The sequence below is a fragment of the Bradyrhizobium macuxiense genome (assembly GCF_007993935.1).
Lineage (GTDB): Bacteria > Pseudomonadota > Alphaproteobacteria > Rhizobiales > Xanthobacteraceae > Bradyrhizobium > Bradyrhizobium macuxiense_A.
Window position 1 is genome coordinate 242,896 of sequence record NZ_VITY01000013.1, and the last position, 6,577, is coordinate 249,472.

General features: G+C 65.8%; 6 protein-coding genes. 3 read left to right on the forward strand and 3 right to left on the reverse strand.

What is annotated here, in order from left to right; translation table 11 throughout:
* Positions 1–28 precede the first annotated feature (28 nt).
* Complete coding sequence (locus FBZ93_RS30775) at positions 29–1,033, forward strand: transglycosylase SLT domain-containing protein (protein ID WP_146991185.1); 1,005 nt, start codon at positions 29–31, stop codon at positions 1,031–1,033.
* Positions 1,034–1,195: 162 nt separating this feature from the next.
* Complete coding sequence (locus tag FBZ93_RS30780; protein ID WP_146991186.1) at positions 1,196–2,377, forward strand: DUF2336 domain-containing protein; 1,182 nt, start codon at positions 1,196–1,198, stop codon at positions 2,375–2,377.
* A gap of 60 nt (positions 2,378–2,437) precedes the next feature.
* Here FBZ93_RS30780 and FBZ93_RS30785 read toward each other — a convergent pair whose 3' ends face one another.
* The 3 genes from FBZ93_RS30785 to FBZ93_RS30795 form a co-directional block, all read right to left on the reverse strand.
* Entirely contained in the window at positions 2,438–3,016 is a 579-nt protein-coding gene (locus FBZ93_RS30785; protein ID WP_146991187.1) for an Hpt domain-containing protein, read from the reverse strand.
* Between the two features lie 9 nt (positions 3,017–3,025).
* Positions 3,026–3,571, reverse strand: a complete 546-nt coding sequence (locus tag FBZ93_RS30790) for a response regulator (RefSeq protein WP_024582417.1) — start codon at positions 3,569–3,571, stop codon at positions 3,026–3,028.
* Between the two features lie 108 nt (positions 3,572–3,679).
* Positions 3,680–4,459: an NAD kinase gene (locus FBZ93_RS30795; RefSeq protein WP_074131216.1), complete on the reverse strand. Its 780-nt coding sequence runs from the start codon at positions 4,457–4,459 to the stop codon at positions 3,680–3,682.
* A 254-nt stretch (positions 4,460–4,713) separates the two neighbouring features.
* On the opposite strand from FBZ93_RS30795, the gene FBZ93_RS30800 reads away from it, so the two are divergent.
* Positions 4,714–6,321, forward strand: a complete 1,608-nt coding sequence (locus FBZ93_RS30800; RefSeq protein WP_146991188.1) for a S10 family peptidase — start codon at positions 4,714–4,716, stop codon at positions 6,319–6,321.
* The last annotated feature ends 256 nt before the right edge of the window (positions 6,322–6,577 follow it).

Below are 6,577 nucleotides of genomic sequence, written 5' to 3' on the forward strand. Positions count from 1 at the left end.
TTGCCGGCGCCCGGCAAGGCACCGGATCATGGCGGTCGACCTCTTCACTGCGACGGCTTCGGCGGGTGTCGATCCTTCGCGCCTGAAGGTCGCGAGCTCGATCAAGCAGGCGGCCGCGACCACCGGCACCAGCTTCGAATATCTGCTCACCACCGCGAAGATGGAGTCCAATTTCAATCCGCGGGCCGGCGCCACGACTTCATCGGCGCACGGACTCTATCAGTTCATCGACCAGACCTGGCTCGGCACCGTCAAGGAAGCGGGGAGCCAGCTCGGCTACGGCCAATATGCCGACGCCATCACCAAGAATTCCGACGGCAGCTATTCGGTCAGCGATCCCTCTGCGCGCAGCGCGGTGATGAAGCTGCGCGACGATCCCGATGCGGCGTCGTCGATGGCGGCGGTGCTGACGCAGTCCAACAGCTTCAAGCTCACCGGCACGCTCGGCCGTCGTCCGACCGATGCCGAGCTCTATATGGCGCATTTCATGGGCGTCGGCGGCGCCGGCAAGCTGATCTCGAGCGCCGAGGACAGTCCGAGCGCCAATGCGGCTGCGATGTTTCCGAAGGCGGCGGCGGCGAACCAGTCGATCTTCTACGACAAGTCGGGCAGCGCACGCAGCGTCAGCCAGGTCTATTCGGTGTTGACCACGCGCTACGCCGCGGCGGCGAACTCGAAGGACACGCGCACCGCCTTTGCTGCGGCGGGCGGCGACACCATGAGCCCATACGCGATCGCAAGCGCCGCGCCGACGCAAGCGGTGTCGATGGACACTGCGTCGTATCTCTCGACCTTCCCGAATGCCGGTGCGGCCTCATCAACCGGTGCGACCTCGACCGTGGCATCGGCGCAGCCGGCGCCGGCCTTCCGCTCGCTCTACCAGGGCGGCGATCGCTCTGAGCCGATTTCACCTGCGGTGCAGGAGCTGTGGGGCAACTCCTCCGCGCTGACCACGTCGGCGACGCCGAAGGTCCGCGCGCCCGGGCGGCTTGATCTGTTCAGCGATCCCAACGGCACCTACAGCAACGGCTAGCGCTGCGATGCTGCGCGTGCGAAAGCACGCCGTGCCAATCTTAACGAAACGTCAATAATCCCAAACGTTTATGGTGAACCCTTTGTTAAGCGTCATGGTTTATTTTTCCTTGTAGTTGGCGTCGTAAGTCGATGCCGTTTCGTTGCGTAAGCCGGAAGGACCATGATCGTTCGGCAGTTCATTAGTTGGATTAGGACCGCTCCGGCAGGCGAGCGGGCGGAGGCGACGCGGGCGTTGGCCCGGGCCTGGCTCATTTCAGACCTCACCGAGGACGACCGCATCGCAGCCGAAGGCGCGCTGCTGATGCTGCTCGACGACCCGTCGCCGCTGGTGCGACAGGCGATGGCCGAGGTGTTCGCACACAGCGCGGAGGCGCCGGCTGCGATCGTGCAGGCGCTGTCGGCCGACCAGCCGGCAATCGCGCTGCCGGTGCTGGAGCATTCACCGCTCCTGATCGATGCAGATCTCGTCGACATTGTCGCGACCGGCTCGGACGAGATGCAGTGCGCGATCGCGCGCCGCGTCAATCTGCCGGCCTCCGTCGCAGCGGCGATCGCCGAGGTCGGCTCGGCGGCGGCCGCGCTCGAGCTGATCGAGAATCCCTATGCCGGGCTTGCGCCATTCTCCTGGGACCGCATCGTCGAGCGCCACGGCCATCTCGCGGCCATCAGGGAATCGATGCTGGCGCTGGATGACCTGCCGTCCGCGACGCGGCTGGCGCTGGTCGCAAAGCTCTCCGACACGCTGGCGCAGTTCGTCGTGGCGCGAAACTGGCTCGGCGCCGACCGCGCCGACCGCATCGCCGGCGAGGCGAAGGAGCGCTCCACGGTGAACATCGCCGCGCGCGCCTTCGGCGACGACATGCAGAACCTGATCACGCACCTGCGCGCCACCGGGCAACTGACTGCCGGGCTGATCCTGCGCGCGCTGTTGTCGGGCAATCTCGATCTGTTCGGGGCTGCGCTCGCCGAATTGTCCGGGCTGCCCTATGGCCGCGTCTCCGCGCTGCTGAACGACCGCGGCGGCAACGGCCTCCAGGCGCTGCTGCGGCGCGCCGGCCTGCCGGAATCGACCTATGCGGCGTTCCGCGTCGCGCTCGAGGCCAGCCACGAGGTCGGCTATGTCGATAGCGGCGACGGTGCGGCGCGGCTGCATCGCCGCATGGTCGAACGCGTGCTGACCCATTGCGAGACCGATCATTCGGCGGCCGAGCCGCTCTTGATCCTGCTGCGCCGCTTTGCGACGGAATCGGCCCGCGAGGATGCGCGCATGTTCTGCGAGGAACTCGCCGCCGAAGATGCGATCGCGGTGCTGCCCTACGACGACGATCTCATCGCGGCCTGACGGCCGCGCTTGCTGCGATTGACGATGATTGAAGCCGTGGCCTTGCGCCGCGGCGCGCCGCTATTCGCTAGGTGCGATGCTCGGCGCGAGGATGGCCTCGAGATGCTCGGGGCGGTCGCGGTTGGCGTGGGTCAGGAATTCATCGGCGATGCCGCGGAGCTGCTTGCTCAGCACGCCGGCCACAACAGCGGTGTCGAGCTTGGTGCGGTTGCGCACGATCGCCTGCACGGCGTTGATGTGGTGGGCGATCAGCTGGGCAGGCACGGCGGCGAGATCCGGCGCGTGCTCGATGATGCGGCACAGGCTCTCGGCGGCGGCCGCCGCCGACGGATAGCCGAATGTCGCGGCATCGCCCTTGATGTCGTGCGCGGCGCGGAACAGCTCCTCGCGGGTCTTGTCGTTGAAGCCCTCGCGCATCACGGTGGCGTGCGCGGCGGAGAGGCGGTCGGCCTCGATCGTCATCCATTCCTTGAATTCGCCCGACAGCCCGGCAAGCGCCTTTTCGGCGCGGCCGACTGGATCGTCAAGATCGCTCTCGGGCACGCGTAGCAGCATCTTGCGCAGCGGGTTCGGCTGCGTGATCACGTGATGCGTGCCGAAGCTCTTGACCTCGATCGTCCCGGGTTTGTCTTTCGCCATGGCGATATCCTAAATGGTCGAGCGCGCCTTCTCGAGCAGCGACGGCTGTTGCAGCACCTCGACCTCGCCGCTGCCGCGGCGTTCGGGGCCGATATAGGTGTTGGTGGTGTTGCGGCGGCGGTCGGGGCCGAAATAGGTCTTGGTCTTGATGAACGGGCGCGGGTTGGCCACTACGTTCATGATCCGTTGGTAGAGCCCCTTGGCCGAGATCGGCTTGGCCAGGAATTCGGTGACGCCGGCATCGCGCGCCACCGTGACGCGGCGTTTCTCGGAATGCCCGGTCAGCATGATGATCGGCGCGTAGGGATTACCCTTGGATTCCGGCTGCCGGATCATCTGCGCGAGCTCGAGCCCGTCGAAGATCGGCATCGACCAGTCGGTGATGACGATGTCGGGCACATAGTGCGTATACATTTCGAGCGCGGTGGCGCCGTCCTCGGCCTCATAGACCTCGCGCGCGCCGAACGAATGCAAGAGCGTCCGCAGGATGCGGCGCATGTGCGGATTGTCGTCGCAAATCAAAAATCGCAGCTTGTTGAAATCGATGCGATACATGGTCCGGTCCCGAACGGGCATACCGGGCCAAATGCGGTATTACCCGACGTTAACCATATCCCGCCCGGGGTTAATGATTGGTTGCCGGACAGGGGCGGGCGGCGGCCGTCAGTAGCCGAACTGCTCGCGCAGGATGCGTTCCTCCAGCGAATGGCCGGGGTCGAACAGCATCCGCATCGCAATGGTCTTGTCGGACAGCACCTCGACGCGGCGGACGTCGCGGACCTCATCATGGTCGGCCACCGCGGCGACCGGACGCTTCTCGCCCTCGATCACCTCGATCACCACGAAGGCGGAATTCGGCAGCAGCGCGCCGCGCCAGCGCCGCGGCCGGAACGCGCTGATCGGCGTCAGCGCAAGCAGCGCCGCGTTGATCGGCAGGATCGGGCCCTGGGCGGAGAGGTTGTAGGCGGTCGACCCGGCCGGCGTCGCCACCAGGATGCCGTCGGCCATCAGCTCGGGCATCCGCTCATGCTCGTCGATCAGGATGCGCAGCTTGGCGACTTGATAGGTCTGCCGGAACAGCGCGACCTCGTTGATGGCGTGATGCAGATGCACGGCGCCGTGGATGTCGGTCGCGCGCATCAACAGCGGATTGATCAGCGACTCCCGCGACGCCGCGAGCCGCGTGCGCAGATCGTGCGTCGAATATTCATTCATCAGGAAGCCGACGGTGCCGCGATGCATACCGTAGATCGGCTTGCCGCTGCGCATGTTGGCGTGCAGCGTCTGCAGCATCAATCCGTCGCCGCCGAGCGCAACCACGACGTCGGCGTCGGCGGCCGAATGGTTGCCGTACATCGCAGTCAGCTGCTCGAGCGCCGTCTGCGCTTCCGCACTCGCGCTGGCGACGAAGGCGATCTTGTCATACCGCTTGGAGCTGGCCATCGCTCACGAACTCGTTTGGCACGGAATACGCCGCGCTCGTCTATACATCCCGGGCGGCCTTGTCGAGATGGTCCGGGAACGGACCGCATGCCACACCGGTGCCGCCAGGCTATCGTAGTTTATGGCCCCGAGCCCGGTTCTGACGACCCGGGCTCTAGATTTTGATTTTGACGCGTTTTCTTCACGCGAACCGGTATCCACTTCGCTCGAAAACGCTTTGATAAGCGTAAACGCCGGCCCAGGGAGTGAACGGCATGGCTAACAGTTTTGCGACACGGCTCGCGGCAGCGCTGCTGGTGGCCTGCCTTGCAACCGCGGCGCGGGCCGAAGATGAGGCTCCGCAGCCATCGCCGTCGCCGAGCGTGCAGGCCCCAGGCGGCGGTCAGAATCCAAGCGGTCAGACCCCGAGCGGCCAAAAGGGCCGGGGAGGCCGCGGCGAGGCGGGCTCCGGCGCCAATGCTGCGGCCAATGCATCGACCGCCGAGCAGCACCGCCTGCCGCCGGACTCCACCACAAAGCAGTCGGTCGCGCTGCCGGGCCGCACGCTGAACTTCAGCGCGACCGCGGGCTCGATCCGCGTGTTCGACGACAAGGGCGAGCCGCTCGCCGACATCGCCTACACCTCCTACCAGCTCGACGGCGCCGAGAAGGCGAACCGTCCGGTGACGTTCCTGTTCAACGGCGGGCCGGGCTCCGCGTCGGCCTGGCTGCAATTCGGCAATGTCGGCCCGTGGCGGCTGCCGTTCGACGGCGACGGCGCGGTGTCGTCGGCTCCGCCCGAACTGCAGGCGAACGCCGACACCTGGCTCGATTTCACCGATCTGGTGTTCATCGATCCGGTCGGCACCGGCTACAGCCGCTTCGTCACCACCTCGGAGGATGCGCGCAAGCGCTTCTTCACCGTCGATGGTGATGCCAATTCGGTCGCGCTGGTGATCCGCCGCTGGCTGGAAAAATACGACCGGCTGACCTCGCCGAAATATGTCACCGGCGAAAGCTATGGCGGCATCCGCGGGCCGAAGGTGGTGCGCAATCTGCAAATGCAGCAGGGCGTCGGCGTGCGCGGCCTGATCCTGATCTCGCCGGTGCTCGATTTCCGCGACTATGCCGGCTCCAGTATCCTGCAATATGTCGCAAGCCTGCCGACCATGGCGGCGGTCGCGCGGCAGGCCAAGGGACCGGTGACCCGTGAGGATCTCGCCGACGTCGAGAGCTACGCGCGCGGCGATTTCCTGCTCGATCTCGTCAAGGGCCAGGCCGACACCGAGGCCACCACGCGGCTCGCCGACAAGGTAGCCAACCTGACCGGCATCGATCAGGCGGTCAGCCGCAGGCTCGCCGGCCGTTTCGACATCGGCGAATTCCGCCGCGAGTTCGATCGCAAGAACGGCAAGGTGACCGGCCGCTACGATGCGTCGGTCGAAGGCTTCGACCCCTATCCGGACTCCAGCTATTTCCGCTTCAACGATCCCTCAGGCGATCCCCTGATGGCGCCCCTGACCAGCGCCGCCGTCGATCTCACCACACGCAGGCTGAACTGGCGGCCGGACGGCTCGTATCATCTGCTCAGTGAGACCGTGAACAAGGGCTGGGAGTTCGGTCACGGCATCAATCCGGCTGAATCGGTGACGCAGCTGCGCCAGATGCTTGCGCTCGATCCGAAGATGAGGCTCCTGGTCGGCCACGGCCTGTTCGATCTCGCAACGCCGTACTTCGCCTCCAGGATCATCCTCGACCAGCTGCCGGCCTTCGCCGGTCCAAGCCGCACCAAGCTTGCGGTCTATCCGGGCGGCCACATGTTCTATTCCCGCGACGGCTCGCGCCAGGCGTTCCGCAAGGAGGTCGAGGCGCTGGTGAAGTGAGGGGAGCGGCCGGTGCCGCATCGTCATTGCGAGCGGAGCGAAGCAATCCATGGCTCAGCATGTGCAGAGCTATGGCTTGCTTCGTCGCTTCGCTCCTCGCAATGACGGGGTGAAAGCTGATCCAACTGTCACACAGCTTGTTCGGTGTCATCACCCGCGCATTGTTTAGACCGGAGACATTGCTGACACCTGTTCCGACACATCACTGACAGGTCCGCCATTGGTCAAGTCGATTGATGCGACCTGCCAGCTGGCG